The organism is Kribbella orskensis (genome assembly GCF_004342085.1).
GTDB lineage: Bacteria > Actinomycetota > Actinomycetes > Propionibacteriales > Kribbellaceae > Kribbella > Kribbella orskensis.
Genome location: NZ_SLWM01000021.1, coordinates 28729 through 55330, shown reverse-complemented (window position 1 = coordinate 55330; position 26602 = coordinate 28729). Strand labels below are relative to the sequence as shown.

The following is a 26602-nucleotide window of genomic DNA, read 5'->3' as shown; positions in this document are numbered from 1 at the left end:
AGGACCTCCTAGTGGTCAGCCTTGTTCGCAGTGCCCGTTGCGTAGCGCTGGAGGAAGAGGGCCTCGGTCAGCGCCATGGCTTCGAGCTCGTTCGGGTCGACGCTCTCGTTCGGCGCGTGGATGAGCGCCTGCGGTTCCTCCACGCCGATCAGGATGAGCTCGGTCCCGGGGTAGGTGTCCGCGAACACGTTGCACAGCGGGATGGATCCGCCCTGTCCCAGTGTGGCCATCGGCGTGCCGTACGCGTCTTGCATCGCCGTCGCCATGGCTGCGTAGGCGGGCCCGTCGATCTCGGCCTTGAAGGGCGCTCCGGCCGCCTCGATCTCCGTGGTGACCCGGACGCCCCAGGGAGCAGCCGCCTGAAGTTGGTCGATCAGGCTGGTCCCGGCATGGTCCGGGCTCACGCCCGGCGGGATTCGCAGGTTCAGCCGCGCCGCCGCCCGCGGCACGATGGCCGCCGCCGACCCGACCACCGGAGGGCAGTCGATGCCCAGGATGGTCACCGCCGGCCGCGCCCACAGCATGTCCGAGACGCTGCCGTCCCCCGACAAGGAGACGCCCTCCACCACCGTCGCGTCGCTGCGGAACTGGTCGGGCGGATAGGGCTCGCCCGACCAGGTCTGGGTGTTGTCCAGCCCTTTGATCGTGGTGTTGCCATGCTCGTCGCGCAGGCTGGCAAGCATCGCGACCAGGGCCGCGAGCGCGTCCGGGGCAGGGCCGCCGAACGTGCCGGAGTGGACCTCGGAGCCGAGCGCCTCGACAGTCACGACCACATTCACCATTCCGCGCAGGCTCACCGTGGCCGCCGGGTGGCCGACGGCCGCGTTGCCGGTGTCACAGACAAGAATCGTGTCCGCGCGGAGCAGATCGGCGTGGTCAGGCACGAACGCCTCGAGGCCACCGGTCCCCTGCTCCTCGGATCCTTCGACCACGAGCTTCAGGTTCACCGGCACCTGCGCACCGAGCGCACGCAGCGCCGTGAGGTGCATGACGATGTTGCCTTTGCAGTCGGCGGTTCCGCGGCCGTACCAGCGGCCGTCCACCTCGGTGAGCTCGAACGGCGGAGTGCGCCAGGCGTCGTCGTCGAGTGGTGGCTGGACGTCGTAGTGGGCGTACAGCAGCACCGTGGGAGCGCTGGGATCCGAGCACGGCCGCGACCCGACGACGGCGCGACTGCCGTCCGCCGTCTCCTGCAGGTTCGCGTCGGAGAATCCCAGCTCCTTGAACTTGTCCAGCACCCAGGTCGCGGCGCGCTCGCATTCCTCAGCAGGGAACTGGCGGGGATCCGCCACGGACTTGATCGCGACGAGCTCGGTGAGCTCGTCCCGAGCCTGCGGCATCAGCTCCGCGATCCGGGTGCGCAGTTCCATCTCCACTCACCCCGCGACGTCGTCGGTCTTGAGGTCGTCGACGAACTCCTGGAAGTCCTGCAGTTCGTCCGGGCAGTAGATCTTGATGATCAACAGCTGGCCTTTGACGACCCGGCTGTCCGCGATCACGGGGCGCATCCCCGGCCCGGCGGCGCCGTTGGACAGCAGCGACAGCAGGATCCCGCGGTTGAGGGCCTCGTTCGGATTGTCGCAGGTCGCGCCTCCGTCGTCGCCCAGAACCCTGACGACCTGGTCGCGGGTCGGTGTTCTCGCCCCCTCGGCCTGGAGGGCAGCGATGAACTGGTCAGCCTTCTGCTCGGCCTGCTGGGTGGACTTCGCGGAGCTGAAGGCGATCAGGCCGATGATCACCAGGATCACGAGGACCACTCCGCCGACGATGTAGATGGTCGAGCGTTCGCGACCGGTCTGTGTCTCCACCTGAGTGCTCATGACTGCGTCACCCCTTCCGGCTCAGGCTGCTTCCATGACTCCTTGCGGAACCGGTAGAACAGGAAAGGCACGAGCAGGCCGAGGCCGAGGGCGCCGCCGCCGACGATCGCGAGGTACACGCCGGAGTTGCCGGACTCGAACTGCGAGGGCGGGATGAACCCGACCAGCAATGCCGCCAGCGAGGCCGCGAACCCGACGCCGCACATCCCGACGAGCATCGGCGCCCGGTAGCCACGGGCGCGGTCCGGGTACTTGCGGCGCAGCTGGACCGCGGCGACGAACATCAGCAGGTACATGATCAGATACACCTGTGTGGTGATCACCGAGAAGATCCAGTAGGCGCTCGACACATCCGGGATGAACGCGTAGGCGAGGCCGATCACGGTGGTGAGCAGGCCTTGGACGACCAGGATGTTCTGCTGGACGCCGTTCTTGTTCAGGCGCTGCAGGTACGGCGGGAGGTAGCCCTCCTGGCGGGAGATGAGCAGCAGGCCCTTGGACGGGCCGGCCAGCCAGGTCAGCATGCCGGCGACAGAGGCCGTGACCAGCATGATCCCGACGATCGGGGTCAGCCACTGCCAGCCGAAGTTGGCGAAGACGGCGTCGAAGGCCTGCATCACCCCGGCGGTGAGGGAGAGCTCTTCGGCGGGGACGATCCAGCTGATCGCCAAGGCGGGGAGGATGAAGATCGCCAGCACCAGGCCCATGGCCAGGAATATCGACTTCGGGAACTCCTTGCCCGGGTTCTTCAGCGACGACACGTGGACCGCGTTCATCTCCATACCGGAGTAGGACAGGAAGTTGTTGACGATCAGGACCAGGCTCGAGAGCCCTGCCCAGACAGGGAAGATGTTGTCCGCGGTCATCGGTGCGGCCGACGGGTTGCCCTGGCCGAGGAAGACGACGCCGAGGGTGACCAGCACGACGCCGGGGATCAGCGTGCCGATGATCAGGCCGCCGCTGGCCAGGCCGGCCACGCCCTTGGTGCCGCGTGAGGAGACCCAGACACCTGACCAGTAGACGACGATGATGACCGCCGCGGTCCACACACCACTGCTGGCCAGCTCGGGGTTGAACACGTAGGCCAGGGTGCTGGCCACGAACCCCAGGAGGCTCGGGTAGTAGAAGATCGTCATCGCGAACTGGCACCACACCGCCAGAAAGCCCATCGGCTTCGAGATGCCTTCCGATACCCAGTTGTAGATCCCGCCCTGCCAACCCGACGCCAACTCCGCGGAAACAAGCGAGGTGGGCAGCAGGAACACGACGGCCGGGAGCAGGTACAGGAAGACGCAGGCCAGTCCATAGACGGCCATGGTCGGCGCGGCCCGGAGGCTGGCCACCGAGCTCGTCGTCATCATCGCCAGCGCCACCCACGAGATCCACGCGGTGGCGGGGAGCTTGGTCTTGGCGGCCGCGGCCGCCAGAGGTGGCTCGACGGGTACGTCTGCTGAGCTCATCGCAACCACGCTCTGAGGGACTTGCTACCGGTTCTGAATCCCTGGCCGGGCGGCCAGCCACAAGATAGAGGAGTGCTTCGAAGTTCCGACACCATCATCGCCCCCTTGGCCACGATGTAGCGCTGGTTAGTGGCCTAAGGCTAGGAATCCGCGATCGGCAGCGGATCATCCACAGCGGATGAAAGGTGACACCCGGTCACCTCACTCGTGAACCGGGTCGCGGCGGCTCCGCAGCCGGCTCCAGATCGCGTCGAGACCGATGGCGAGCACCAGGACGCCGATCATCGCGATGAAGGTCTCGGGGGCGGTCTGCAGGGTCTGCACAGCGAAGACGAGGAGGACCAGGGCCGTCAGCGTGATGCCGGCGATGAGGACCCACGCCCGGGAACCCGTCTCCGCACGGAGTCGGTAGGCCGCGACGGAGGTCACCAGGAAGATGCCCAGGGCCACGACACTGCCCAGGGACGCGATGGCGCTCAGGTCGACGAAGATCCCCAGCAGCAGGATGAGCGCCACTGAGATCAGCAGCCCCCGGGTCCCGCCCACCCGGGCGCGCTGCCCGAAGACCGGCGGGAACATCTCGGACTCGGCCAGCTTCGCGGTGGAGCCGGCGGCGGCGTAGATGTTGGCGTTGACCGACGATGACGTGGCCAGCAGAGCGGCGAGGGCCATCATGGCGAAGCCGGCGTCGCCGAGTGCCGGCTTGGCGGCCAGCGCGAGGGCTGTCTCGCCGTTGTCTATGACCTCCTGGACCGTGAGGGTTCCGAAGACGCCGAGCGAGATGAGGATGTAGAGCGCGGTGGTGACGCCCAGCGCGAGGTACATGGCCCGGGGCAGGTTGCGTTCCGGGTTCGGCAGGTCGGCGCCGGTGAAGCTGATGACCGTGAAGCCCAGGTAGGCGAAGAAGGTCAGCGCGACGCTGGAGAAGATGTCCGTCGTCGGCGGATAGGTCGACGGGGCAAGCAGATCCGGGTCGAGCTGCGCCAGCGTGACGACGATGAAGACCGCGAAGACGGCCAGCAGGACCAGGACGATCAGGCTCTGCACCCGGTCGATGAACCTCGCGCCGGCGATGTTGATCACCGCGACGGCCAGCACCACCACGATGGTCAGGATGGTGGCCCAGCCGGTCGAGTCGTCGAAGAAGAGCGCCGATCCGTAGCTCCCGAACGAGACCGCCACCATCGCGGTGACGATGAGGGCGGCGAAGTAGAGCAGCCATGAGGTGATGGCGGTGATGTGCCCGCGACCGTACCCCTGGAGCAGGAAGGTGACGATCCCTCCCGACGACGGGTACCGCGCGCCCAGCTTGGCCACGGCATACCCCTGCAGGGCGGCCACTATGCCCGCGATGAGGAACGACAACCAGACAGCGGAACCGGCGACCGCACCTGCCTCGCCGAGCAGTGCGAAGATCCCCGCGCCGACCATCGACCCGATGCCGAGGAACGCCGCGCCGCGAACGGTCATGCCCCCCGTCGTGCCGCTCTGCGGGGACGTGGCCATGGCCGCTCCTACTCGACGACGCGGAGGTGGTGGTCCGTGTTGTTGAACCGTCGTCCGGCGTTCTCGGTGACGGTGACGATGTCCTCGATCCTGACCCCGAAGCGGCCGGCCAGGTAGATACCGGGCTCGATGGAGAAGCACATGCCTGGCTCGAGCGGCTGCTCTTCACCCTCCACCATGTAAGGCGGTTCGTGGGTGGTCACACCGATCCCGTGGCCGGTGCGATGGATGAACTGGTCGCCGTAGCCGGCGTCGGTGATGACTGCCCGGGCAGTGCGGTCGATCTCCTGGCACGGAACGCCCGGCTGGACGGCCTCGAACGCCGCTTGTTGCGCCGCCCTGACGATGTCGTGCACCTTCTGCACCTCGGCGCTCGGCTCGCCGACGCAGACAGTGCGCGTGGTGTCGGACCCGTACCCGTGCATCAGGCCGCCGAAGTCGAGCACGACCGAGTCGCCGGGTTGGATGACCCGCTCTCCTGCCTCATGGTGCGGGTTGGCGCCGTTGGGGCCGGATCCGACGACGGTGAAGTCGACCTGTTCATGGCCGAACTCCCGGAGCAGCCGGGCCAGATCGGCCGCGACCTCGGTCTCGCGCCGGCCGGCGAAGCGCACGTGGATGATCTCCAGGTACGTCGAGTCGGCGGCCTCGCCGGCCATGGCCAGCCGCGCCAGTTCGTCGGCGTCCTTGACCGCACGCATCATCGGCATGCCCTGGCTCAACGCGTGGTAGCTCGTCGCAGGTCTCGCCTGTTGCAGCCCGAGCAGGTGCATGGCCCAGGCCGAGTCCGAGATCCCGAACCGGCCGTCGGCCCTCAGCAGGCTTCCGGCCAACGGGTAGGGGTCGGATCCATCGGCCCAGTCGATCATGGTGAGGGCGCCGGCGCCTTCCGCTGACTCCGCATCGGGCCGCTCGAGCGTCGGCACCACCAGCGTGGGTTCTCGATCGGCGGTGAGCACCAGCATCGTGAGCCGCTCCGTGATGGCCGTCGGCTGATAGCCGGTCAGCCACACCAGGTCCGGTCCGGGCGCGACGATGACGCCGGTGAGTCCCGCTCCGACGGCTTCGTCCACGACCCGACTCATTCGTGCGGCGTAGTCGTCCTGGGTGAAGGGGTTGGGTGTCCGCTGCGTGGCCGTCGTCATTTCGCTGCCTCCCGAGTAGCCACGGTAGGACTACCGGTCGCGGCCGGAATCATCCGGAACGGATGATTGCAGCGTCGCGCCGCCGCTGTGTCCGGTCATCCCGGATGGGTAGGGCTGTAGCGAGTGTGTTGTAGTTGATCATGGCGTGGAACGCCCGCACGTGTGATGGGAGACAGCCGCAGTGGTGAACCGCTTGGCGAACGCGACATCGCCGTATCTCCTGCAGCACAAGGACAACCCGGTCGACTGGTACGAGTGGGGACCGGACGCGTTCGAGGTGGCGAAGCGCGACGGCAAACCGATCCTGCTGTCGATCGGGTACTCGGCCTGCCACTGGTGTCACGTGATGGCGCACGAGTCGTTCGAGGACAAGGAGACCGCCGCCTACCTGAACGAGCACTTCGTCACCATCAAGGTGGACCGCGAGGAGCGCCCCGACGTGGACGCGATCTACATGGCGGCGACGGTCGCGATGACGGGCCAGGGCGGCTGGCCGATGACGGTGTTCTTGACGCCGGCGGCCGAGCCGTTCTTCTGCGGCACCTACTTCCCGTCGCAACCGCGCGCGGGGATGGCCACCTTCCGCCAGGTGCTCGAGTCCCTGGTCGAGGCGTGGCGGACCAAGCGCGAGCAGATCGACGGGATCGGCACCCAGGTGGTGTCCCAGCTCGGCGCCCGGACGGCGGCGGCGCAGGGTTCGATCGACGAGCAGACGCTGGAGCGGGCGGTCGCGCTGCTCAAGGTGGACTTTGACCCGGTGGACGGCGGCTTCGGGGCGGCGCCGAAGTTCCCGCCGTCGATGGTGCTCGACTTCCTGCTCCGGCATCACCGCCGGACCGGTTCCGAGGACGCGCTGGCGATGGTGACGCACACCTGCGAGCGAATGGCCCGCGGCGGTATGTACGACCAGCTCGCCGGCGGCTTCGCGCGGTACAGCGTGGACGGGCAGTGGGTCATCCCGCACTTCGAGAAGATGCTGTACGACAACGCGCTGCTCCTGGACGTCTACACCCACTGGTGGGCGATCACCGAGGATCCACTGGCGCGGCGGATCGCCACCGAGACGGCCGACTTCCTGCTCGCCGAGCTCCGCACTCCCGAAGGCGGCTTCGCCTCGGCGCTCGACGCGGACACCGAGGGCGAGGAGGGGCGGTACTACGTCTGGTCGCCCGAGGAGCTCCACCAACTCCTCGGCGAGGACGCCGACTGGGTGATCGACCTCTGCGGCGTGACCGGCACCTTCGAGCACGGCACCTCCGTCCTGCAACTCCGCCGCGACCCCGATGACCCCGCCCGCTGGAAGAAGGTCCAGGCCGTACTGCGCGACGCCCGGAGCACCAGGACCTACCCGGGCCGCGACGACAAGGTGGTTGCCGCCTGGAACGGTCTGGCGATCACCGCGCTCGCGCGGGCGGGCGTAGTACTGGACAAGCCCGAGTACGTCGAGGCGGCGGTGACCGCGGCCGGATTGGTCCGGGAAGTCCACCTCGACGCGTCGGGCCGACTCCACCGGACCTCGCGAGACGGCAAGGTCGGCACCGCGCATGGCGTGCTCGAGGACTACGCCGCCTACGCCCAGGCGTGCCTCACGCTGCTCGGCGTCACCGGTGACGCCGACTGGCTGCGGCTCGCGGAGTCCCTGCTGGACAGGGTTCTCGATCAATTCGTTGCTGAGGGCACCTTCTACGACACGGCCGCGGACGCGGAGTCGCTGGTCTGGCGGCCGCAGGATCCGACCGACAACGCGAGTCCGGCCGGTGTGTCCCTGGCGGCCGAAGCATTGACCACGGCGGCCTCGCTGACCGGATCGGCCCGGTACGAGGCCGCGGCCACGCAGGCGATCAACGCCTCGGCGACGCTGGCCGCGCGGGCGCCGCGGTTCGCCGGCCGGGGACTCGCGGTCGCAGAGACGGTGGCCGCCGGGCCGCTGGAGATCGCCATCGCGGGGGAGTCGGACGAACTGCTGCGGGTCGCGGTCAAGGACTCGCCCTGGGGGACGGCCGTGGTACACGGCGAGCCCGGCCTCGACGTACCGCTGATGGCCGGCCGGGACCTGGTCGGCGGACGGCCCGCGGCGTACGTGTGTCAGAAGTTCACCTGCCGGCTCCCGGTCGTGTTGCCGGAAGACCTTCGACGTGAGTTGACGCCCGCCCGCTGACAACGCGCGCCAGTGCGGGTTTTCCCTGTCGTTTCAGTCCTTTCCCTTGACTCGCGGCCTTGCGAGGGACAGAGTCCTCCCTCAGCCGGATGTAACAGAACTCGCATGTCCTGACACGCAGTGTCACAAGTGCGCAGTGGCACTGTTGCGCCAGATCATCCGGCGTCCCCATTTGAATTGGTCGCTGCGCCCAAACAGCGACCACACCGTGAGGAGATGTTGTCTTGAAACGACTGACATCAGCAGGGGCGGTGGCCATCGTCGCAACAGCGGGATTGGCCGGAGCTTTCACAGGGTCGCCCGCAGGAGCCGCCACCCGTACGGCCCCACTTCCGGCCAGCGGGTTCAACCAGCCGGCCGCCGTCCAGGCCGAGCAGGCGCTGACCGCGCAGACGGCCGCAGCCCTCGGCCTGGGCGGCGGTGAGGTGCTCAAGGTCCGCGACGTCATCAAGGATGCCGACGGCACCGAACACGTCCGCTACGACCGCACCTACAACGGTCTGAAGGTCGTCGGCGGCGACCTGATCGTGGAGCGCAAGAGCGACGCGATCAAGAGCGTGATCTACAACCGCGGCGCGAGCAAGGTGGGTGTCCCGTCCACCAAGCCGACGCTGTCGCAGGCGGCCGCGCTGGCCAAGGGCTCGAAGTCGGCGGACTTCAAGGCCACCAGCAACAAGGGGACGCTGGTCGTCTTCGCGGCCACCGGCAAGCCGGTCCTGGCCTACGAGGTCGTCACCTCGGGCGTCAAGGCCGACCAGACGCCGTCCGTGCTGCACACGTTCGTCGACGCCAAGTCCGGCGCCGTCCTCGCCCAGGACGACGAGATCAAGACCGGTACCGGCAACTCGATGTACGCCGGCACGGTCAGCATCGGCACCTCGGGCAGCTTCACCATGAGCGACCCGAGCCGCGGCGGCAACTACACCACCGACCTGAACGGTGCGACCTCCGGCAGCGGCACCACCTTCACCGACGCCGACGACACCTGGGGCAACGGCAGCACCTCGAGCCGGCAGACCGCCGGTGTCGACGCGCACTACGGCGCCCAGCTCACCTGGGACTACTACAAGAACGTCCACGGCCGCAACGGCATCTTCAACAACGGCCAGGGTGCGCGGTCCCGCGTGCACTACGGCAACGCATACGTGAACGCGTTCTGGGACGGCACCCAGATGACGTACGGCGACGGCTCGGGCAACGCCCGGCCGCTGACCGCCATCGACGTGGCCGGCCACGAGATGAGCCACGGTGTCACCGAGGCGACCGCGAACCTGAACTACTTCGGCGACGCGGGCGGCCTGAACGAATCCACCTCGGACATCTTCGGCACCTCGGTGGAGTTCTCGGCGAACAACTCGTCCGACCCGGGTGACTACCTGATCGGCGAGAAGATCAACATCAACGGCAACGGCACGCCGCTGCGCTACATGGACAAGCCGTCGAAGGACGGGGCCAGCCGGGACTGCTGGAGCACCAGCGTCGGCGGGCTCGACCCGCACTACTCCTCCGGCCCGCTGAACCACTGGTTCTACCTGGCCTCCGAGGGCACCGGCAGCAAGGTGATCGGTGGCGTCACGCACAGCAGCACCGCCTGCGACGGCTCGACCGTGGCCGGCGTCGGCCGCGACGTGGCCGCCAAGGTCTGGTACCGCACGCTGAGCACCAAGCTCACCTCCGGCAGCACCTACAAGGACGCCCGTGAAGGGGCGATCAACTCCGCCAAGGAGCTGTACGGCGCCGACTCCAACCAGTGCAAGGGCATCCAGGCTGCCTTCACCGCCATCTCCGTCCCGGCCGGCGCGGCCGCCTGCACCGGCGACCCCGAGCCGCCGACCGGCGACAACCTGCTGCTCAACCCGGGCTTCGAGTCCGGCCCGGTGAACTGGACCGGCACCGCGGGCCCGATCACCAACAACACCGGGCGTCCGGCCCGGACCGGCACCTGGAAGCTGTGGCTGCAGGGCAACGGCCGGACCACCACGGAGAATATCGGCCAGTCCGTCGCCATCCCGGCGTCGGCGACCTCGGCCAGCCTGTCGTTCTGGATCCGCATCGACACCGCCGAGACCACCAGCTCCACGGTCTACGACACCGCCAAGATCCAGATCGTCGACGGTGGAACCACCACCACGCTGGCGACGTACTCCAACCTCAACAAGAACACCACGTACGTCCAGAAGACGTTCAACGTGACGGCGTACAAGGGCAAGACGGTGACGGTGAAGTTCCTCGGCCAGGAGGACTCCTCCCTGCAGACCAGCTTCGTCATCGACGACACCTCACTGACCGCGAGCTGAATCACCCGGAGTTCGCGTAACACCGCAAGTCCCGCTGTGACCAGTCCGGGGCGTACGGCCTCCGCCCAGGCCGTGCGCCCCGGCTGCCTTCCAGTCCATTGCCACCGGCAACGGCGGCAACCGGTACACCGGCCGGCCCGGCTACCGCGCCTCCGCCGACTGGGTGGAGGCCAAGCTCGACGCGGCCGGCTACACGACCACCCTTCAGTCGTTCTCCACCTCGGCCGGTACGTCGTACAACGTGATCGCGGAGTGGCCGCAGGGCGACGCGAACCAGGTCGTGATGGCCGGCTAGGTCAGACCGGCTTGCAGAGTTTGCCTGGCGGTACGGCGGCCTCGGTGAGCAGCTTGCTCACCGGGGCCACCATCGGCTTCAGCTTCGGGTCCTCCAGCCGGGCCAGGCCACCGCTGGTCGAGACGGCGATGATCATGTCGTCGGGGTGCCGCACGCTCGGCTTGGTGATGCCGACGTCGGCCCAGTCGACCTGCTTCACCGCATCGGTGATGGTGCCGAGGAAGCCTGCGTCCAGCTTGCAGCGCACGGGAGCCTTGCCCCGGGTGCTGACGCTGGCGACTCCGTCGGTGTCGATGAAGACCTTGTCGTTGAACCCGGCGAAGCCTCCGGTCCTGGTCACCGTCAGGGGGAGCGGACCCGCGGCCGTTGTCGGGGTACTGGTGATGGGCGTGCTGGGGGCGGGCGTACTCGTGGCGGGCGCCGAGGGACTGCTCCCGGCGTCGGGAGTCGATTCGTCGCCACACCCGGTCAGGACCAGACCGGCGGTGGCTGCCAGAACTGCGTACCGGATGCTCTTCACACCCTCATCCATACCCGCCTGCGGGGTGACGGCAGACTTCGTGCATGGGCTGGTACACGAATGTCATCCGGTCGTTAGGGCACCGTCCGTGGTTCTCGGCCGTCGGTCGCACAGTGGTACCAATCGATCGCTGGCTGCAGCAGAAGACCAGTGGACGGGTGACCATCCTCGGCCGTTCCGCCTTGCCCACTTTGCTTCTCACCACCCAGGGCAGGAAGTCCGGCCAGCCGCGGACTGTCCCGCTCATCTACGCACCCGACGGAGACGCCTTCGTCGTCACGGCGTCGAACTGGGGCCAGCAACACCACCCCGCATGGTCCGGCAACCTGCTCGCCTGCTCGGACGCCACCGTGGCGTTGTCCGGCGGTAGGGAGGTCCCGGTCCGCGCCACCCTGGCGGAAGGGGCGGAGCGGGACCGGGTCTGGCCCCTGGTCCTCCAGGTCTGGCCCGCCTACGACACGTACGTCGAACGCAGCGGCCGGTCGATCCGCGTCTTCGTACTGACTCCTAGTTGATCTGACTCCTAGTTGATCGTCGAGACCAGGTTCACCAGAGTGCGGGTGAGCCGCACCCGTTGTTCGAACAGCTCGAGGTCACTCTCATTCACCTTGCCGAGTTGCTCGAGTGGCAAGGCAGTGAAGGTGGCACGGGCCAGCAGGGATCCCAGGTAGCCGTAGCGCACCTGTTCCTCCGGTACGACCATTCCTTCGGCGGCCAATCCCTCCATGAACGCCGAAAGAATCACCTCGTGGATCGCCGGCAGTTCCTCCGCCTCCAGCTCGCCGGCATGGGCAAGGCCGATCAGCAGCTGGCCGAGGTCGAAGCCGACGGCCTGCGGGCAGTCGAACCCCCAGTCGATCACCACGAACTCGTCCTGCTTGCCGATCGGGACCAGCAGGTTCTGCGGACTCGCGTCGCCGTGCTGGTAGCACTGCGGCAAAGCATCCAGCGCATCCAGTACCGCGGGCAGCCGCTGACCGAGGTCGAGCAGTTCGTCTCGCAGGCCGTGGTCGCCCGCGTTGCAGACGGCCGTGGCGAGCATGGGGTGCTTCCAGGTCTGGTCGTCAGCAAGCGCGGGCAGGGCGGCCATCATCACCCGCCCATTGGTGTAGTACCGCAACCCGATCCCAGGAGTGGAGATGTCGTCCCGCGGCAGGAACGGCGTGACGAGGTGCGGCTGACGCCGGGCGGACAACCTGCCGAGCAGGTTCGCTGCCCGCTCGAACCTCTCCAGCGGCCAGCAGCCGGGAGCCTGCACCACGTTCTCCATCCAGAGGGTCGCCCGATCGTCGCCGTGCTCGTTGATCGAGTAGAGCGCCGGCAGTCGCAGGCCGTCGGGGAGCACCGACGCGATGTCGCTGCGGTGCACGGCGACCTCGAGCTGCCAGGGCATGTTCTGGATGAAGTTCTCGCGCAACTGCTCGGGCACGAACTGGATGATCGGTGAGTGCCGGACCGACTGGAGCTTCTTGACGAAGCAGGACCAGTCGACGAATGTCCCGTCGGGCAGCTCAGCGGTTCCGAAGACCCGGAGCAGGGCCTCGGTGCTCGGCGTACCAATCGAGTAGTCCACCGGGTCGACCCGCGCGCTGATCGGTTCGGCCTCGGGATGCCCGGTGATGGTCCGGACCAGGCCGGCCAGGGTCTGTTCGTCGGGTGCGTCCCGGCCGAGCGAGGTGAGCGCCTCGGCGGCGATGGTGCTGATCATGGTTCCCCCCGGAGTTGGTGGTCGTGCCTCCGATGCTGCTGCCGAACCTTCAGCTCACCTTCAGATCGATGCCGATCCCCGCGACGATCCCGGCCGAAGAAGTAAAGCAGCCTTACCATCGAGATAGTAAAGTTGCCTTATGACTTCCGTCAACGCCCTTTCGGGCAGTTCAGCATCTTCGCGTGGGCTGCACATCGCCGGTCTGCTCGGGCTCGCACTGAAACGGCTGCGGGCGGAGATCCTCGAGGACTCCGAGGCCGGGTTCCCAGGGTTGCGGGTGTCGCACTTCCGGCTGCTGGAGCTGATGCCCGCGAGCGGTGCCCGGATCACCGACCTGGCCGAGATCGCCGGGATGACGAAACAGGGGCTCGGGCAGCACGTGGACTACCTGCAGGAGCGCGGGTACACGGAGTCAGAGAGGTTGCCCGAGGATCGCCGGGTCCGGCTGGTCCGGCGTACGGCCAAGGGGGACGAGGCGGTGGTGTTCAGCCAGGCGGCGATCGGACGGGTCGAGCGGCACTGGAGGGAACAGCTGGGTCAGGAGCGGTACGAGCTGGTCCGCGAGGCTCTGCTCGAGCTGAGTGGACCGCTCGTCGACGAACTGCGCTGGCTGCAGAAGACCTGAGCTCGGCCGGGGCCGGGTCGGTCAGCCGGCGCGGTAGGTGGCGATGCTGACGGCGACGTAGTGGCAGATGAAGGCGGCCACCGTGCACGCGTGGAAGATCTCGTGGAAGCCGAACCAGGTCGGTGACGGGTTCGGCCGCTTGGTGGCGTAGATGACCGCGCCGATCGAGTACAGGCCGCCGCCGACGGCGAGCAGCGTGACCACGGCCGCGCCGCCCAGGTGGTAGAAGTCGTTCATCCAGAAGATCGCGACCCAGCCGAGCGCCAGGTAGATCGGCGTGTAGAGCCAGCGCGGGGCGTGGACCCAGAAGATCCGGAACAGGATGCCCAGCAGGGCGCCGCCCCAGACCATGCTGAGCAGCAGGACCCGGTCGTCGCCGCGCAGCAGCACCATCCCCAACGGGGTGTAGGTGCCGGCGATCAGCAGGAAGATGTTGCTGTGGTCGAGCCGGCGCAGCACAGCCTCGCCGGTCGGGCCCCAGTAGAACCGGTGGTAGAGCGCGGAGATGCCGAACAACAGGATCGAGCCGAGGGTGTAGACCGCGGCGGCCCAGCGGGCACTCGCGCTCGGGGCCAGGCAGATCAGCACGATGCCGGCGGCGGTGGCGAGCGGGAAGGTGCCGGCGTGCAGCCAGCCCCGCAGCTTGGGCTTGAGCGGGGCCAGCACTTCGGTCAGGCGATGCCCGACTTCCTGGGTCTGATCGCTGGTTGCGGTGCTTGCCGTCATCGCCGTCCCTTCGAGCTCTCGCGGTTCATCCTTACGCAACCGTAACCTACGGAACCGTAGGTTCAATGCTACGTAAGGATGAACTGTAGGCGAGATCACCGCGGCGGACAGTCCACCCGGAGTGTCTGATGCACGAACCAGGCCAAAAGTTCGAACGCCTCCCGGAGCCGAAAACTCCGCTAGCCTCGTAGGCGGGATTCATCGAGGAGAGCATCTGTGCGGACACCTGGCAAGGCAAGGCTGCGCAACGCGGTCTACGGACTGTATGAGCGCCGGCTGGCGCGATCACTGTCGCCGGACCGGATGCCGCGCCACATCGGCGTGATCATCGACGGCAACAGGCGCTGGGCCCGGGCGGTCGGCGACCCGGTGTCACGCGGTCACGAGGCCGGCGCGACGAAGATCTCGGAGTTCCTGGACTGGTGCGACGAGATCGGTGTCAAGGTCGTCACGGTGTGGATGCTGTCCACCGACAACCTGACCCGGCCGGCCGAAGAGCTGGAGCCGCTGCTGCGGATCATCGAGCAGACGGTCGAGGAGCTCGCCTCGATCGGCCGCTGGCGGGTCCACCCGGTCGGCGCGCTCGACCTGCTGCCCGGTGCCACCGCCGAGGTGCTGAAGGGCGCCGAGGCCGCCACCCAGACCGTGGACGGCATGGTGGTCAACGTCGCCGTCGGGTACGGCGGCCGCCGCGAGCTGGCCGACGCGGTCCGCTCGCTGCTGCTCGAGGAGGCCGCCAAGGGCATCTCGATCGAGGAGCTCGCGGAGCGGGTCGACGTCGAGCACATCGCCGAGCACCTCTACACGAAGGGCCAGCCGGACCCGGATCTGGTCATCCGGACGTCGGGGGAGCAGCGGCTGGGCGGGTTCCTGCTCTGGCAGAGCGCACTGAGCGAGTTCTACTTCTGCGAGGCGCTGTGGCCGGACTTCCGGCACGTGGACTTCCTGCGCGCGATCCGGAACTACGCCCAGCGGGAGCGCCGCTTCGGGACGTGAGCACGCTGCCCGGTGCGGAGCCACGCCCGCATCGGCGACACGTCGTACGGCGGCGCAGGTAGTAGGCGTAGGTGGCTGCGCCGAGCGCGGCGCCCCAGACGATCGCCAAGGCACCGGGTGCGGTCAACGCCCAGTTGTCTGGTTCGAACGGCATGCGCAGGTTCATCAAGCCGGCTGGGATCAGCACCAGCGCCACCACGGAGGCCGGCACGATCGCGCGCGACGGGGGCACCCGCTGCCCCGCCTTGAACCAGATCCAGCGGGGGTAGACCTCGCCCCAGCGATGCACCAGACCATGGGTGAGGACGCTGCCTCCGACGCCCATCAACGCCATCGCCAGCCCGATCTCGAGCATGCCCGGCGTGTCCGCCATCATCCGGTGGAACTCGTCGGTGATCCCCAGCGGCCAGCCGAAGTACCAGGCGACTCGGGTGAACTCGTAGGGGAGGTTGGCGACCACTGCGGCCGCCACTGCCCAGCGACCCCACCGCAGGGCCGCAGACGGGGTTGTCCAGGCTCTGTCGGGCTGCTCGCTCCGCCCGCAGCTGATACAGGCCTGGCGGGCTCTGCGGTGGTACGCGAGCGCCGTAGCGGCCCAGAGGAGGCCGCCGACGAACATGAGCACCAGGTTCACCCGGTGCCAGTACAGGATGTCGCCGACCCCGCCCTGCTCACCCGGTACGCCCGTGAAGGCGAACACCACCAGCGCGGGGGACAGGGCGACGATCGCTAACAGCGTGTAGTCGGGGATCACCAGGGCCAGGCCGACCGCCAGTACTCCGGCGAACGCCTGTAGGAGCCACCCCCGCGGCTGCCGTCTCGTCATCACCACCGCGACGACCGCTCCCGTCAGCCCCAGCACCGCCATCGCCGGAGCCACGATGTCCACGGGTGCCCCCTCCAGCAGGGATCCCGTCGAATGGTCCTCATCCACCTTGGCGAAGGGGTAGTCGGCGCCGCCCGCCGCCCAGAAGATCCCCAGGACGCCGTACGCGAGAGACCAGCTGGCTGCCGCATATCCGGACCAGGCCGGCCAGTTCTTCCGCATGGATCCAGCCTCAGCCGGCGGGCCGCAGTACGGGCTCACCCTGGTGGGCGAACGCCGTCCCCCGGTGGAGGGAAGGTGTAACACGCCGTTAACCCCGTGGCCGGGCGTGTCGGGCTGCGGCGTTTGCGGTGCAGATCTACAGTCCTAAGTGACGGTCGGAGGGGAAGCCGGCCGTCCGGGAGGCCCGATCAGATGAGACGTAACTGCTCGCCGGTAGCCCCATGAGGGGCCGAACGGAGTGCCCGAGACCCTCGGTCTCATCCTCGCTGATTTCCGGTTACGCGCGTGCTGCGTGGCGGAGGGGGTCTGCACCAGACCTCCGGGCCCGGACCCGGTCCAACACCTGACCACTGGTGGACCGGGCGTGGTGCACGCCGCGGTCCGAGAGGACGTGCGACATGGCTGCCACCCACGCCAAGGCGTCAAACACCTCATCCACGCCGGAGCAGCGCACTTTCGTGCTGGACACCTCCGTGCTCCTGTCCGATCCGCACGCGATGGTGCGGTTCGACGAGCACGAGGTCGTCATCCCGGTCGTCGTCGTCACCGAACTGGAGGCAAAACGGCATCACCCTGAGCTCGGCTACTTCGCCCGCACCGCGTTGCGCTTGATGGACGAGCTCCGGATCCAGCACGGACGATTGGACGCACCCCTGCCAGTGGGGGAGAAGGGTGGAACTCTCCGGGTCGAGCTCAATCACACCGACCCCGAGAGCCTGCCGGCCGGTTTCCGGCTCGGCGACAACGACAGCCGTATCCTCGCGGTGGCGTGCAACTTCCAGGCCGAGGGCCGCGACGTCACGTTGGTCTCCAAGGACCTGCCGATGCGGGTCAAGGCCTCGGCCTGCGGCCTGGACGCCGAGGAGTACCGCGCCGAGCTCGCGTTGAACTCCGGCTGGACCGGGATGGACGAGCTGGACGTTCCCACCAGCGACGTCGACTCCCTGTACGAGGACGGCGTCCTGGACATCCCGGAGGGCCGGGACTTCCCGACCCACACGGGCCTGGTGCTGCTCTCGGAGCGGGGCAGCGCGCTCGGCCGGGTGATGCCGGACAAGCGGATCCGGCTGGTGCGTGGCGACCGGGAGGCCTTCGGCATCCGCGGCCGCTCCGCGGAGCAGCGGGTCGCGCTGGACCTGCTGCTGGACCCGGACGTCGGGATCATCTCGCTCGGCGGCCGCGCCGGTACCGGTAAGTCGGCGCTGGCGCTGTGCGCCGGACTCGAGGCCGTGATGGAGCGCCGGCAGCACAAGAAGGTGGTCGTGTTCCGGCCGCTGTTCGCCGTCGGCGGCCAGGAGCTCGGGTACCTGCCCGGCTCGGAGTCGGAGAAGATGGCGCCCTGGGCCCAGGCCGTGCACGACACGCTCGGCGCGCTGACCAGCAGCGACGTGATCGACGAGGTGATGGACCGCGGCATGCTCGAGGTGCTGCCGCTGACCCACATCCGCGGCCGTTCGCTGCACGACGCGTTCGTGATCGTGGACGAGGCCCAGTCGCTGGAGCGCAACGTGCTGCTCACCGTGCTCTCGCGGATCGGCGCCAACTCGAGGGTGGTGCTCACCCACGACGTGGCGCAGCGGGACAACCTGCGCGTCGGCCGGCACGACGGGGTCGTCGCGGTGGTCGAGAAGCTGAAGGGTCACCCACTGTTCGCGCACGTCACGCTGACCCGTTCGGAGCGCTCGCCGATCGCCGCGCTGGTCACCGAGATGCTGGAGGATGTGCAGTTGTGACCAGCCGGTAGGGGCTTGGTGTAAAACAAAAGTAAGACTTTCGCGCTACCCGGTGCGGCCACACGCCATGTGGCCGCACCGTTCTCTGTGACCTGCTTGTGATCACGGTTGGTTTAGTCCAGAGTATGTTCCTGTTGCAGCCGACGGGGGTCGGGTATCTCGGAAGGACAGATGAAAGCGAAGCGCTCCGTCGCGGTCCTCGCAGTCAGTGGGATCGCCGTAGTCTCCGTTGTTGCAGGACTCGACCTCTTCAGCTCCCCCGGGAGCAGTGCCGCCTCCGATCCGGTCTCCGGCCGGGCCGAGCTGGCCGTGCTGAACAGCGAGAAGGCGCAGAAGGCCAAGTCGCCGTCGCCGAAGCCGCTGAGCGCCGAGGAGCAGGCCGAGGAGGTCACCCGGCTGCGCAACCAGATCGAGGCCGTCGAGGCCGCCCGGATCGCCCTGCAGAACAAGGCCGACCTGCGCCAGAAGGCGAAGAACACCGCCCTCGCGAGGTACAAGGCGCTGCAGAAGACCGACGAGAACTCCCGCGAGGAGCGCGCCAGCCGCGACGCCGAGCGCAAGAAGATCTCCGGTACGCCGAGGGAGATCGCGATGAACCTGCTCGCGGACCACGGCTGGAAGGAGAGCCAGTTCTCCTGCCTCGACAGCCTGTGGACCAAGGAGTCCCGCTGGAAGGTCAGCGCGGACAACCCGACGTCGAGCGCGTACGGCATCCCCCAGGCGCTCCCCGGCAACCGGATGGCCGCCTACGGCTCCGACTGGCGCACCAACCCGGTCACCCAGATCAAGTGGGGCCTGGACTACATCGAGAACACCTACGGCTCGCCCTGCGGCGCCTGGTCCCACTCGAAGGCCACGGGCTGGTACTGAGTCTCACCGCTGTCACCCTGAAAGACCGTGGGTGCCCCTGGGCGCTCTGCGGTCTTTCGTGCGTCTGCGGCAGGATGTCCGGCGTGGACGAGGTGGCACGCGCGGTCAGTGAGCGGGGAGAACTGGTACTGCGGCGGCGGGGTGACGGCGCGCTGGAACTGAGGGTCAACGGGGTGTTCGTGATGGACGACCGGGAGACCTCCAGTGAGGAGTTGCTCGCCTCCGTCGCGCTGGACGCCGTACTGCGACCGTCGCGCGTGCTTGTCGGCGGGCTGGGGCTCGGGTACACGGTGCGCGCGTTGCTCGCGGATGAGCGGGTGCGCGAGGTGGTCGTGGCGGAGATCGAGCCTGATGTGGTGCGGTGGATGCGGGATGGGGTCGTGCCTTCGGTGCTGGACGATCCGCGGGCTCGGGTCGAGGTCGGGGACGTCCAGGATGTGGTGATGGGGCAACCAGCTGGATCGCTCGATGGGATCCTGCTGGATGTCGACAACGGGCCGGATTTCCTTGTTTACAACGAGAATTCGGCGATCTACCAGGTGGACTTCCTGGTTGAGTGCAGGCGGCGGTTGCGGGCGTCCGGAGTACTGACGGTGTGGTCGTCTTCCGCGTCGGACGCGCTGGCCGGGGCTGTGCGGGACACGTTCGGGGCGTGCGCAGTACGGCCCGTGTCGGTGGAGCTGCAGGGACGGGCCGAGACCTATTACGTCTATCAGGGTCGCTTGGCTGAGGGCGCTGCCGGTCAGAGGAGGTCGTAGTCGAGGGTGAGGCGGGGGCCCTCGTCGTCGTGCTCGAAGAGGACCGTCCCGGTCAGGCCGGTGAGGTCGCCGACCGCGGCCACGATCCTGCCCGGCGAGGACGTCTGGTCCGCGCTCGCGCCGTGCACCATCACGAACGACCCGTCGCGGCCGCCCAGCGTGCCCGTGAAGCGCTCCACCGCCGTGTACGCCGCCGGCCCGGCGCTGGTGCCCACCATCAGCAGCTCCGCCGAACTGGAGCCTTCGAGGCCGCCGCCCTCCTCGTCGCCGGAGGCGAAGTTCTTGGCGACGCTCGCCCGGCCGAGCTCCAGGTCGCCGGAGTCGTCGTAGGTCGACTGGTCCCACATGGTGATCTCGAAAGCCTGGGTGAAGCGCATCCGTACTCCCTCGGGTTTGTCCGTGATCCGTGTCCCATGTGGGGTTGTCCACAACGGTTCTACCAGTCCGGGCGGACAGCCTGGATCGACGTACGCTGCAGGTATGGGTGACAACGTGGAATTCAGGATCGAGCACGACACGATGGGCGAGGTCAGGGTGCCCCGCGAGGCGTTGTGGCGGGCGCAGACCCAGCGTGCGGTGGAGAACTTCCCGATCTCCGGCCAGCCGCTGGCGCCGGCGCTGGTCCACGCGCTCGCGCAGATCAAGGCGTCCGCCGCGGTGGTGAACGCGGAGTTGGGCGTGGTCGAGGCGAAGCTTGCCGACGGCATCGTCGCGGCCGCCGACCGGGTGGCCGGCGGCGAGTTCGACGCCGAGTTCCCGATCGACGTCTTCCAGACCGGCTCGGGGACGTCGACGAACATGAACGTGAACGAGGTGCTCGCCACTCTCGCCACCCGCGAGCTCGGCTCCGAGGTGCACCCGAACGATCACGTCAACGCGAGCCAGTCGAGCAACGACACCTTCCCGTCCGCGATCCACGTCGCGGCCACGGCGGGCGTCGTCCAGGACCTGCTGCCGGCGCTCGAGTACCTGGCGGAATCCCTGTCCCGCAAGGGATCGGAGTTCGCCGAGGTGGTGAAGTCCGGCCGCACCCACCTGATGGACGCGACCCCGGTGACGCTGGGCCAGGAGTTCACCGGCTATGCCACCCAGATCCGCCGCGGCGCCGACCGGGTGCGAGCGACCCTGCCGCGCGTCACCGAGCTGCCGCTGGGCGGCACGGCGGTCGGCACCGGTATCAACACGCCGCCCGGGTTCGCCGCCAAGGTGATCACCGAGCTGAACCGGCGGACCGGCCTGGAGTTGAGCGAGGCCGCGGACCACTTCGAGGCGCAGGGTGCCCGGGACGCGTTGGTGGAGCTGTCGGGTCAGCTGAAGACGATCGCCGTGAGCCTGACCAAGATCTGCAACGACCTACGGTGGATGGGATCCGGCCCGCGCGCCGGCCTCGGCGAGATCGCCCTGCCCGACCTGCAGCCGGGGTCGAGCATCATGCCGGGCAAGGTGAACCCGGTGATCTGCGAGGCGACCCTGATGGCCGCCGCCCAGGTGATCGGCAACGACACCACCATCACCGTGGCCGGTGCCGGAGGCAACTTCGAGCTGAACGTGATGCTCCCGGTGATCGCCCGCAACCTGCTCGAGTCGATCCAGCTGCTCACCAACACCTCGCGGCTGCTCGCCGACCGCTGCGTCGACGGCATTACCGCGAACGTGGACCACGCCCGCGCGCTGGCCGAGTCGTCGCCGTCGATCGTGACACCGCTCAACCGCTACATCGGCTACGAGAACGCGGCCGCTGTGGCGAAGAGCGCGCTCAAGCAGGGCAAGACGATCCGCGAGGTCGTGATCGAGAACGGTCACGTCGAGAAGGGCGACCTGACCGAGGAGCAGCTCGACGCCGCCCTCGACGTCCTCTCCATGACCCGTCCGGCCCAGCCGTGACGGCGGCCGAGGCGGAGACCCGCGTCAGCGAGTTCTGGGAGCCGGGCACCACGATCGAGTGGGTCTACGAAGGCACCGGCCGGCATCGCGAGCTGCCGAACGTGCGGCCGATGACCGTGATCCGCGACGACGAGGAAGGCCTGGTCGCCTGGCTCGCGCCGGGGACACCCCTGATCAAGCCGGTGCTCGTCGACGGCCGTGAGACCCGGCACGCCGGTCCCGAGCGCATGTTCACCGAGGACCGGGTGCTCAAGCTCGACATCTGGCACGGCACCGGCATCCTGAAGGTGTCCCCGACCGGCAAGCCCTGGTCGGTGTGGCACTTCTGGGGCGAGGACGGCACCTTCCGCGGCTGGTACGTGAACCTCGAGGCCGAGCACCGCCGCGACCCCGACGCCCGGCGTACTTCCACCGTCGACTACGTGCTCGACCTGTGGATCAACCCGGACCGCACTGTCGAGTGGAAAGACGAGGACGAACTCGAAGGCGCAGTCGCCGCCGGCCGCTTCACCCAGGCCGAAGCTGACCGCATCACCGCAGACGCCCACGCCGCAGTACGCGACATCAAAGCCTGGACCGCCCCCTTCTCCGACCACTGGCAAACCTTCATCCCCGACCCCCACCTCCGCCTCCCCGAAGCCCCCACCGGCTACACCGTCACCCACATAACCCAACACCTCCTCGGCTGACCCGCGGGTACGTCGAGGGCATCCGGCTGTCGGTTGTTGCCGTCGAGGCGTGGGATCTGTATTCCAGGCGGCTCTGAAGGGTCACGGGACGCTTGCTCACATCGAGGACTTCACCGTCCGCAAACGATCGGCCGTTGGGGGAGGTTGCCGCCGAGATTCTGGTCATGGCCGGATTGGACCTCGGGGGAGGACGGCTGATCCGGGATCAGGGCGTCACAACGGGTCGGTCACGAGGTGGCGCTTTCTGCCTCGGACGGATCTACCTTGGAAATATGTACACAATCGAACTCGATGACGAGGAGCTGCGGTTACTGCGATCCGCTCTGGGGTCGTACCTTCAGGCGTTCGGGCACAAAGAGGCCGATGTGCTCCGTGGGGCGAAGCACCTGATGATCAAGCTCCCCGATCCGGCCGCCGCGGCGGCCGCCAGCTGAGGGCGATCGCGACCGCCGGCTGACCCCGCACAGACGGAGCAGAGTGGGCACAGCGTGCGCCGGGGGCGGACGAGAACTACCTGCGTGCTCTCGACGGACCTCAGCGCACCCAGGTCCGCGTTCGCGCTGAGGACTGGTGCTGGCCGTCGACCTACTGTGCCGGCCTCGCAGTACACGCTGAGCCGGTGCTACTCCTTGAGAGGTGTAAGTAGGGCTACTGGGATGGTGCGGTTGGCCTTGGTGGCGTAGCGGGCGACAGTGGGGGCTGCCGACAGGATGACGTCGGTCCAGGCGGCGTCGCGCTCCTTGCCGGTCAGTTCGCGGGCCTGCACCTGCAGGTGCCGTGCGTCGATCTGGACCTCCGCGGTCGCCGTCGACCGGAGATTGCGGAACCAGTCGGGGTCGTGCGGAGCCCCTGACGCCGTGCCCCAGACGAGGAAACCGTCCGTGGTCGCGAGATAACGCACGCAGGTGGATCGCGGCAGACCCGTGCGCCGGCCGGGGGTGGTGAGCAGCAGGACGTGGGCGTTCCTGGTGCTCGCGAGCCGCCCGTCCAGCTTGCGGTACATCCAGACGCCGATGTGATTCCCGACGCGGGTCATTCCTCGGTTCATCCCACACCACCCCTGAACTGAGCGTCCTGCGATCACCCTGGACCGTCAAGCACCCGCAGTACGCCGTACTGCGGGTCAAGCGAGGTCGTGGGCCAAAGCGAGGGACGGGGGGACGGATCAGCTGCGGGGGCGGACGGTGAGGGGGACGGGCTTGCGGGTGTCGGTGAAGAAGTCGTTGCCCTTGTCGTCGACCACGACGAAGGCCGGGAAGTCCTCGACCTCGATCTTCCAGACCGCTTCCATCCCGAGCTCGGCGTACTCGAGCACGTCCACCGACTTGATGCAGTCCTGCGCGAGCCGCGCCGCCGGGCCGCCGATCGAGCCCAGGTAGAAGCCGCCGTGCTCCTTGCACGCGGCCGTCACCTTGGCCGAACGGTTGCCCTTGGCAAGCATGACGAAGGAGCCGCCCGCGCCCTGGAACTGGTCGACGTACGCGTCCATCCGGCCGGCCGTGGTCGGGCCGAAGGAGCCGGACGCGTAGCCCTCGGGCGTCTTGGCCGGGCCTGCGTAGTACACGGCGTGGTCCTTCAGGTACTGCGGCATCGGTTCGCCGGCGTCGAGGCGTTCCTTGATCTTCGCGTGCGCGATGTCGCGTGCCACCACGAGCGGGCCGCTCAGCGACAGGCGGGTCTTCACCGGCAGCTTCGACAGTTCGGCGCGGATCTCGCTCATCGGCCGGTTCAGGTCGATGCGGACCACGTTGGTGTCATCGGCGAGGTGTTCGTCGGTGGTGTCCGGCAGGAACCGCGCGGGGTCGCGCTCGAGTTGCTCCAGGAAGACGCCCTCGGGGGTGATCTTCGCGAGCGCCTGCCGGTCGGCCGAGCAGGACACCGCGATCGCGACCGGGCAGGACGCGCCATGCCGGGGCAGGCGGATCACCCGGACATCGTGGCAGAAGTACTTGCCGCCGAACTGCGCGCCGATCCCGAACTCCTGGGTCAGCTCGAACACCTGCTGCTCCAGCTCGACGTCGCGGAACCCGTGCCCGAGCTGAGATCCCGTCGTCGGCAGCGAGTCCAGGTAGTGGGCGGACGCGTACTTCGCGGTCTTCAGCGCGTACTCCGCGGAGGTGCCGCCGACCACGATCGCCAAGTGGTACGGCGGGCAGGCCGCAGTACCGAGTGAGCGGATCTTCTCGTCCAGGAAGTTCATCATCCCGGCCGGGTTGAGCACCGCTTTGGTCTCCTGGAACAGGAACGACTTGTTCGCCGAGCCGCCGCCCTTGGCCATGAAGAGGAACTTGTACGCCGGGTCGGCCGTCCCGCCGCCGGGGGTGGAGTAGAGCTCGATCTGGGCCGGGAGGTTGGACCCGGTGTTCTTCTCGTCCCACATGGTCAGCGGCGCCATCTGGGAGTAACGCAGGTTCAGCTTCGTGTACGCGTCGTACACGCCGCGGCTGATCCACTCCTCGTCCACTGCGCCGGTGAGAACGCCTTCGGACTTCTTGCCCATCACGATCGCCGTACCGGTGTCCTGGCACATCGGCAGTACGCCGCCGGCCGAGATGTTCGCGTTCTTCAGCAGGTCGAGCGCGACGAACCGGTCGTTCCCGGACGCCGCCGGGTCGTCGATGATCCGCCGCAGCTGGGCGAGGTGCGCAGTACGGAGGTAGTGCGAGATGTCGTGCATCGCCTCGGCCGTGAGCGCCTGCAGCACGGACGGCTCGATCTGCAGGAAGGTGCGGCCGCCGGCCGTGAAGGTGCTCACTCCCTCGGTGGTGAGGAGCCGGTACTCCGTGTCGTCGGCCCCGAGCGGGAGCAGGTCGGAGTAGGAGAAGTCGGCGGACACCGGGCGTACCTCCAGGCAAGTGGTCTGAGATTTACCCCAAGCCTAGATCGGAGCCGCCCAGGTCGCTGCGACGGGCCGCACACTCCCGCCGGATCGGGCCCTGGGGTCGGGCTCTGGGATCAGGGTCGTGCTCAGGGGTGAATCGGGGGCATAACTCATCTGCGAACAGGCCTTCGCGCGCGTAAGGTCTTGTCGTGGCCCAGGACGAGATTCCCCAGGACGAGACTCCCCAGCCGAACACGCCCGCGCAGCCGACCGGTGATGAGCTGGCGCTGCGCCGCCGGGTCTCCGACCTCGAACGCGAGGAAGTCGCCGACGTGCTCCGAGAGGCCGCCGGCGAGGGCCGACTGAGCTACCCGGAGCTGGAGGACAGGCTGGAGACGCTGTACGCCTCCAAGACCTACGGCGAGCTCGTCCAGATCACCGCCGACCTGCCGAACGGCCTTGCCGTGCCGGCCTCCTCGGACGTGCAGCCCGTCGCGGCGACCGGTCAGCAAGGTGTCACGCACTACACGCCCGTGATGAACGTGTTCCTCTCCGAGGGCAAGCGGACCGGCGGCTGGATCGCCCCGCAGCGCCAGGAGGTGAACGCGGTCCTCGGCGACGTGACGCTCGACTACACCGAGGCCCACCTGCCGTACGACGAGGTCTTCGTCGACGTGAAGTCGATCCTCGCGGACGTGAAGATCCGGGTCCCACAGAACGCCATCGTCCATCTGGACAGCAACCCGATCCTCGGCTCCGTCACGGAGCAGGAGTCCGGCCTCGGCGGCAGCACCACCCAGCCGAACACCGCCGCCCCGAAGGTCTTCCACATCCGGGGCACCGCCATCCTCGGCGAGATCAAGATCAAACGAGGCCCCCGCCTGTCCAAACGCCTCGGCCTCACCTGACCGCTTCGATCACCCCCGTACTCCGGTCCGCCGCTGGTCGATCACCTCGGTCAGCCAGCCCGCGAAGGCGGCCAGGTCCTTCACGTTGTCCTGTCGGATGTCGAACCCCTTGGCCCAGGCGTCGTTCGGGATGACCGGCAGATTCTGTAGGCCCTTCGTCCCTGACACGAAGCCGACCATGCCGATATCGGACCAGCCGAGCCGTCGCCTCCGCGTGCCGAGCCGGATGCCGTCCTGGTCAACTGTGAGCACGGGCCGCTGGGTGATCAACTGCCACCCGAGGAATCCGATCACTCCGACAACCACTGGCGCGTAGACGAGGGTGAACGCACTCCAGCCCGGGTCGACGGCATCGTCGAACATCTGCGAGGTGAGCCCGATGGCGGGGTTCACCACGAGCGCCAGATCAACGCCAAGGTCAAGGCGATCCGCTTCCGTCGAAGCGGAAACACCACCCTCCCATGGCGCTGCCACTCGGCCGCCCAGACCTTCGCGCCCGCTTCGCCCATCCCTGCCACCTTGCCCCCCAGTTGCCGCTCCGCCCCCGAAGCGTCATCACTGTAGACGTCGGATGGTCCCTGGGTGGCGGACACTTCATCCATGGCCCGGATCCGGTCGGTCCTCGGCCTCACTGA

General features: G+C 68.2%; 25 protein-coding genes. 13 read left to right on the top strand and 12 right to left on the bottom strand.

Annotation, left to right across the window (positions count from 1 at the left end; translation table 11 throughout):
* Positions 1 to 8 precede the first annotated feature (8 nt).
* The 5 genes from EV644_RS35320 to EV644_RS35300 form a co-directional block, all read right to left on the bottom strand.
* Entirely contained in the window at positions 9 to 1370 is a 1362-nt protein-coding gene (locus tag EV644_RS35320) for a dipeptidase (protein ID WP_132194503.1), read from the bottom strand.
* A 6-nt stretch (positions 1371 to 1376) separates the two neighbouring features.
* Positions 1377 to 1820: a hypothetical protein gene (locus tag EV644_RS35315; protein ID WP_132194505.1), complete on the bottom strand. Its 444-nt coding sequence runs from the start codon at positions 1818 to 1820 to the stop codon at positions 1377 to 1379.
* Entirely contained in the window at positions 1817 to 3280 is a 1464-nt protein-coding gene (gadC, locus tag EV644_RS35310) for a glutamate/gamma-aminobutyrate antiporter GadC (RefSeq protein ID WP_132194507.1), read from the bottom strand. The genes EV644_RS35315 and gadC overlap by 4 nt, the downstream gene beginning before the upstream one ends.
* A 201-nt stretch (positions 3281 to 3481) precedes the next feature.
* Positions 3482 to 4786, bottom strand: coding sequence for an APC family permease (locus tag EV644_RS35305; RefSeq protein WP_132194509.1), 1305 nt, complete (start codon positions 4784 to 4786; stop codon positions 3482 to 3484).
* Between the two features lie 8 nt (positions 4787 to 4794).
* Positions 4795 to 5931, bottom strand: a complete 1137-nt coding sequence (locus EV644_RS35300; protein ID WP_132194511.1) for an aminopeptidase P family protein — start codon at positions 5929 to 5931, stop codon at positions 4795 to 4797.
* A 184-nt stretch (positions 5932 to 6115) separates the two neighbouring features.
* Here EV644_RS35300 and EV644_RS35295 point away from each other — a divergent pair, with 184 nt between their 5' ends.
* The 3 genes from EV644_RS35295 (at position 6116) to EV644_RS47325 (ending at position 10681) form a co-directional block, all read left to right on the top strand.
* Positions 6116 to 8089 carry a thioredoxin domain-containing protein gene (locus EV644_RS35295; RefSeq protein WP_132194613.1) on the top strand — a complete coding sequence of 658 codons (1974 nt, stop codon included), beginning with the start codon at positions 6116 to 6118 and terminating at the stop codon, positions 8087 to 8089.
* A gap of 224 nt (positions 8090 to 8313) precedes the next feature.
* Positions 8314 to 10386 carry a M4 family metallopeptidase gene (locus tag EV644_RS35290; protein ID WP_241999232.1) on the top strand — a complete coding sequence of 691 codons (2073 nt, stop codon included), beginning with the start codon at positions 8314 to 8316 and terminating at the stop codon, positions 10384 to 10386.
* A gap of 163 nt (positions 10387 to 10549) precedes the next feature.
* Positions 10550 to 10681, top strand: a complete 132-nt coding sequence (locus EV644_RS47325) for a hypothetical protein (RefSeq protein ID WP_255511420.1) — start codon at positions 10550 to 10552, stop codon at positions 10679 to 10681.
* A 1-nt stretch (position 10682) separates the two neighbouring features.
* On the opposite strand, the gene EV644_RS35280 is transcribed toward EV644_RS47325, so the two are convergent.
* Positions 10683 to 11201 carry a hypothetical protein gene (locus tag EV644_RS35280; protein WP_241999235.1) on the bottom strand — a complete coding sequence of 173 codons (519 nt, stop codon included), beginning with the start codon at positions 11199 to 11201 and terminating at the stop codon, positions 10683 to 10685.
* Positions 11202 to 11314: 113 nt separating this feature from the next.
* On the opposite strand from EV644_RS35280, the gene EV644_RS35275 reads away from it, so the two are divergent.
* On the top strand, positions 11315 to 11716 hold the full coding sequence (locus EV644_RS35275; protein WP_241999238.1) for a nitroreductase family deazaflavin-dependent oxidoreductase: 402 nt from the start codon (positions 11315 to 11317) through the stop codon (positions 11714 to 11716).
* An 8-nt stretch (positions 11717 to 11724) separates the two neighbouring features.
* Here EV644_RS35275 and EV644_RS35270 read toward each other — a convergent pair whose 3' ends face one another.
* A complete protein-coding gene (locus EV644_RS35270) occupies positions 11725 to 12909 on the bottom strand; it encodes a phosphotransferase (protein ID WP_241999239.1) in 1185 nt (394 codons plus the stop codon).
* A gap of 139 nt (positions 12910 to 13048) precedes the next feature.
* Between EV644_RS35270 and EV644_RS35265 the strand changes: the two genes are divergently transcribed.
* Positions 13049 to 13534 carry a MarR family winged helix-turn-helix transcriptional regulator gene (locus tag EV644_RS35265; protein ID WP_132194515.1) on the top strand — a complete coding sequence of 162 codons (486 nt, stop codon included), beginning with the start codon at positions 13049 to 13051 and terminating at the stop codon, positions 13532 to 13534.
* 21 nt (positions 13535 to 13555) lie between these two features.
* Here the strand turns inward: EV644_RS35265 and trhA are convergent, their stop codons facing one another.
* Positions 13556 to 14260: a PAQR family membrane homeostasis protein TrhA gene (trhA, locus tag EV644_RS35260; protein ID WP_132194517.1), complete on the bottom strand. Its 705-nt coding sequence runs from the start codon at positions 14258 to 14260 to the stop codon at positions 13556 to 13558.
* Positions 14261 to 14476: 216 nt separating this feature from the next.
* Between trhA and EV644_RS35255 the strand changes: the two genes are divergently transcribed.
* The 4 genes from EV644_RS35255 to EV644_RS35235 all read left to right on the top strand — a co-directional run bounded on the left by EV644_RS35255 (position 14477) and on the right by EV644_RS35235 (position 19665).
* Positions 14477 to 15256, top strand: a complete 780-nt coding sequence (locus EV644_RS35255) for an isoprenyl transferase (RefSeq protein ID WP_132194519.1) — start codon at positions 14477 to 14479, stop codon at positions 15254 to 15256.
* Positions 15257 to 16702: 1446 nt separating this feature from the next.
* Positions 16703 to 18037 carry an RNA 5'-3' helicase PhoH2 gene (gene phoH2, locus EV644_RS35245; protein ID WP_132194521.1) on the top strand — a complete coding sequence of 445 codons (1335 nt, stop codon included), beginning with the start codon at positions 16703 to 16705 and terminating at the stop codon, positions 18035 to 18037.
* A gap of 171 nt (positions 18038 to 18208) precedes the next feature.
* Complete coding sequence (locus EV644_RS35240) at positions 18209 to 18907, top strand: aggregation-promoting factor C-terminal-like domain-containing protein (protein WP_132194523.1); 699 nt, start codon at positions 18209 to 18211, stop codon at positions 18905 to 18907.
* A 74-nt stretch (positions 18908 to 18981) separates the two neighbouring features.
* Positions 18982 to 19665, top strand: coding sequence for a spermidine synthase (locus EV644_RS35235; protein WP_132194525.1), 684 nt, complete (start codon positions 18982 to 18984; stop codon positions 19663 to 19665).
* Here EV644_RS35235 and EV644_RS35230 read toward each other — a convergent pair.
* The gene (locus EV644_RS35230) at positions 19650 to 20042 is read right to left on the bottom strand and encodes a DUF3224 domain-containing protein (RefSeq protein WP_132194527.1); all 393 of its coding nucleotides are present in this window, start codon (positions 20040 to 20042) and stop codon (positions 19650 to 19652) included. The genes EV644_RS35235 and EV644_RS35230 overlap by 16 nt on opposite strands.
* A gap of 103 nt (positions 20043 to 20145) precedes the next feature.
* Here EV644_RS35230 and EV644_RS35225 point away from each other — a divergent pair, with 103 nt between their 5' ends.
* The 3 genes from EV644_RS35225 (at position 20146) to EV644_RS44855 (ending at position 22672) form a co-directional block, all read left to right on the top strand.
* Positions 20146 to 21549 (top strand): class II fumarate hydratase, encoded by a 1404-nt coding sequence (locus tag EV644_RS35225; protein WP_132194529.1) that lies wholly within the window; start codon positions 20146 to 20148, stop codon positions 21547 to 21549.
* The gene (locus EV644_RS35220; protein WP_132194531.1) at positions 21546 to 22238 is read left to right on the top strand and encodes a ribonuclease FAU-1 family protein; all 693 of its coding nucleotides are present in this window, start codon (positions 21546 to 21548) and stop codon (positions 22236 to 22238) included. The genes EV644_RS35225 and EV644_RS35220 overlap by 4 nt, the downstream gene beginning before the upstream one ends.
* 272 nt (positions 22239 to 22510) lie before the next feature.
* Positions 22511 to 22672, top strand: a complete 162-nt coding sequence (locus EV644_RS44855) for a hypothetical protein (RefSeq protein ID WP_158293013.1) — start codon at positions 22511 to 22513, stop codon at positions 22670 to 22672.
* A 188-nt stretch (positions 22673 to 22860) separates the two neighbouring features.
* On the opposite strand, the gene EV644_RS35215 is transcribed toward EV644_RS44855, so the two are convergent.
* On the bottom strand, positions 22861 to 23286 hold the full coding sequence (locus EV644_RS35215) for a nitroreductase/quinone reductase family protein (protein ID WP_132194533.1): 426 nt from the start codon (positions 23284 to 23286) through the stop codon (positions 22861 to 22863).
* Between the two features lie 117 nt (positions 23287 to 23403).
* Positions 23404 to 25074: a fumarate hydratase gene (locus tag EV644_RS35210; RefSeq protein WP_132194535.1), complete on the bottom strand. Its 1671-nt coding sequence runs from the start codon at positions 25072 to 25074 to the stop codon at positions 23404 to 23406.
* A 194-nt stretch (positions 25075 to 25268) separates the two neighbouring features.
* Between EV644_RS35210 and EV644_RS35205 the strand changes: the two genes are divergently transcribed.
* The gene (locus tag EV644_RS35205; RefSeq protein WP_132194537.1) at positions 25269 to 25967 is read left to right on the top strand and encodes a DUF1707 SHOCT-like domain-containing protein; all 699 of its coding nucleotides are present in this window, start codon (positions 25269 to 25271) and stop codon (positions 25965 to 25967) included.
* Between the two features lie 9 nt (positions 25968 to 25976).
* Here the strand turns inward: EV644_RS35205 and EV644_RS35200 are convergent, their stop codons facing one another.
* On the bottom strand, positions 25977 to 26363 hold the full coding sequence (locus tag EV644_RS35200) for a hypothetical protein (protein WP_132194539.1): 387 nt from the start codon (positions 26361 to 26363) through the stop codon (positions 25977 to 25979).
* Between the last annotated feature and the right edge of the window lie 239 nt (positions 26364 to 26602).

Bases quoted from the DNA above. Each gene is read 5' to 3' on its own strand.
- EV644_RS35320 (WP_132194503.1), bottom strand. From the start codon at position 1,370: ATGGAACTGCGCACCCGGATCGCGGAGCTGATGCCGCAGGCTCGGGAC.
- EV644_RS35315 (WP_132194505.1), bottom strand. From the start codon at position 1,820: ATGAGCACTCAGGTGGAGACACAGACCGGTCGCGAACGCTCGACCATC.
- gadC (WP_132194507.1), bottom strand. From the start codon at position 3,280: ATGAGCTCAGCAGACGTACCCGTCGAGCCACCTCTGGCGGCCGCGGCC.
- EV644_RS35305 (WP_132194509.1), bottom strand. From the start codon at position 4,786: ATGGCCACGTCCCCGCAGAGCGGCACGACGGGGGGCATGACCGTTCGC.
- EV644_RS35300 (WP_132194511.1), bottom strand. From the start codon at position 5,931: ATGACGACGGCCACGCAGCGGACACCCAACCCCTTCACCCAGGACGAC.
- EV644_RS35270 (WP_241999239.1), bottom strand. From the start codon at position 12,909: ATGATCAGCACCATCGCCGCCGAGGCGCTCACCTCGCTCGGCCGGGAC.
- EV644_RS35265 (WP_132194515.1), top strand. From the start codon at position 13,049: ATGACTTCCGTCAACGCCCTTTCGGGCAGTTCAGCATCTTCGCGTGGG.
- trhA (WP_132194517.1), bottom strand. From the start codon at position 14,260: ATGACGGCAAGCACCGCAACCAGCGATCAGACCCAGGAAGTCGGGCAT.
- phoH2 (WP_132194521.1), top strand. From the start codon at position 16,703: ATGGCTGCCACCCACGCCAAGGCGTCAAACACCTCATCCACGCCGGAG.
- EV644_RS35240 (WP_132194523.1), top strand. From the start codon at position 18,209: ATGAAAGCGAAGCGCTCCGTCGCGGTCCTCGCAGTCAGTGGGATCGCC.
- EV644_RS35235 (WP_132194525.1), top strand. From the start codon at position 18,982: ATGTCCGGCGTGGACGAGGTGGCACGCGCGGTCAGTGAGCGGGGAGAA.
- EV644_RS35230 (WP_132194527.1), bottom strand. From the start codon at position 20,042: ATGCGCTTCACCCAGGCTTTCGAGATCACCATGTGGGACCAGTCGACC.
- EV644_RS35225 (WP_132194529.1), top strand. From the start codon at position 20,146: ATGGGTGACAACGTGGAATTCAGGATCGAGCACGACACGATGGGCGAG.
- EV644_RS44855 (WP_158293013.1), top strand. From the start codon at position 22,511: ATGTACACAATCGAACTCGATGACGAGGAGCTGCGGTTACTGCGATCC.
- EV644_RS35215 (WP_132194533.1), bottom strand. From the start codon at position 23,286: ATGAACCGAGGAATGACCCGCGTCGGGAATCACATCGGCGTCTGGATG.